The sequence below is a fragment of the Paracoccus sp. (in: a-proteobacteria) genome (genome assembly GCF_035556475.1).
Taxonomy (GTDB): domain Bacteria; phylum Pseudomonadota; class Alphaproteobacteria; order Rhodobacterales; family Rhodobacteraceae; genus Paracoccus.
Map to the genome: position 1 here is coordinate 1 of NZ_DATMFA010000009.1, position 1,929 is coordinate 1,929.

The 1,929-nt window shown below is 67.7% G+C and carries 1 protein-coding gene and 1 pseudogene; both read left to right on the plus strand.

What is annotated here, in order from left to right; translation table 11 throughout:
- A partial coding sequence (locus VNQ78_RS00800) for a 3-hydroxyacyl-CoA dehydrogenase NAD-binding domain-containing protein (RefSeq protein ID WP_325685582.1) occupies positions 1 to 1,657 on the plus strand: 1,657 nt, incomplete at its 5' end.
- 98 nt (positions 1,658 to 1,755) lie between these two features.
- Positions 1,756 to 1,929, plus strand: a pseudogene (locus tag VNQ78_RS00805) (3-oxoadipyl-CoA thiolase); the annotation flags it as partial.

Below are 1,929 nucleotides of genomic sequence, written 5' to 3' on the forward strand. Positions count from 1 at the left end.
CGGCTCGGCTCTCCGTGGCGGGCTCGAGGTGGCGCTGGGTTGCCGTTTCCGCGTTGCTGCGCCCGACGCCTCACTGGGCCTGCCGGAAGTCACGCTGGGTATTGTTCCCGGCGCTGGCGGCACGGTTCGCACCCCGCGCGTGGTGGGGTTTCCGGCGGCGGTCGACCTCGTCACTTCGGGAAAACCGCTGCGCGCGGGCGCGGCGCAAGCTGCCGGATTGATCGACGCCGTCCTTGCCGGGGATCTGCGCATGGCGGCGATCGCATTTGCCCGGGATGCTTTGAATGCCCCCCTTCCCCTGCCTGCGTCCCGGCGCCCCCTCGCCTCGCCCGACGCGGCCTTCTGGACCGCGCATGAGGCGGCGCTGACCAAAATGGCCAAGGGAGCGATCGCCCCCCTCAGGGCATTGGCCTGCCTGAGGACGGCGGCAGACGCACCGTTTGCGGAAGCCATGGCCTTCGAGCGCCAGACCTTTCTGGACCTGCGCGCCTCGGAACAGGCGGCCGCGCTGCGCCATGTCTTCTTCGCCGAGCGCGCCGCACCCAGACCTGCGGCGCTGCGCAACGCCGAACCTCTGCCGCTGCGCAGCGTCGGCGTCATAGGCGGGGGCACCATGGGCGCCGGCATCATCGCCGCGCTGCGTCAGGCGGGCCTCCCCGTCACCCTGATCGAACGCGATGACGAGGCCGTTACACGCGGGCTGGCCAATGTCTCGGGCATTTTTGCCGGCGGAGTAAAGCGCGGCAAGCTGACCGAAGACCGCGCCGCCGCGTTGATCGCGGGCGTGACCGGCGCGACCGATTACGCGGCGCTTTCCGATGCCGATCTTGTCATCGAGGCCGTGTTCGAGGACATCTCGGTCAAGCGCGCGGTTTTCGATCAGCTCGGCAAGGTCTGCCGGCCCGACGCGGTCCTCGCCACGAACACATCCTATCTCGATCCGCGAATGCTTGCCCCCGGGTTGCCGGCACCGGAGCGTTTCATCGGTCTGCACTTCTTCAGCCCGGCCAATGTGATGAAACTGCTGGAAATCATCCCGGTGCCGGAAACCTCGGCGCGCACCCTGGCCACGGGGTTTGCTCTCGCGCGCCTTCTGGGGAAGGTGCCGGTGCAATCGGGGATCTGCGAAGGCTTCATCGGCAACCGCATCCTGAAACGCTATCGCGCCGCAGCCGAGGCGCTTGTCCGCCAAGGCGTCGACATTGCCGAGATCGACGCCGCGATGCGCGGCTATGGCTTTGCGATGGGCCCGTTCGAGGCTCAGGATCTGGGAGGGCTCGACATCGCCTTTCTTCAGCGCGAAGGCGCGCGAAGCGCAGGGCAGGATGTGCCGGAAACGCTGGGCGATGTGCTGGTGCGCGCCGGTCGCAAAGGGCAGAAGACCGGCGGCGGCTGGTATGATTACGCGCCCGGCGACCGCAAGCCGCGCGTGTCCGAGGCCGTGGCACACCTCCTCGCCGGACAGATCACGGTTGGCCCGTCAATGACCCGCGCCGAGATCGCCCGAACGTTGGTCGGCGAAATGGCAGGCGAGGGTCAGGCCATTCTCGACGAAGGCATTGCCGGCAAGCCCGCCGATATCGATCTGGTCGAAATCCACGGCTATGGTTTCCCCCGCTGGCGCGGCGGCCCGATGTTCGCCGTGGCGCGGGACTGATTTCCGGGTCGCATAAGGTGCCGCCGCGCGGCCGCGCCCTTTCCACCATCACAGTTGACATTGCGCGGCTCGCCGCACCGACAAGGTAGATCCATTCCATGCCCGAAGTTTTCATCTGCGACTATATCCGTACCCCCATCGGCCGCTTTGGCGGCGCTTTGTCCTCGGTCCGGGCCGATGATCTGGGCGCGATCCCGCTGAAGGCGCTGATGGCGCGGAACGCCTCGGTCGACTGGGCCGCGGTCGATGACGTGATCTATGGCTGCGCCAAT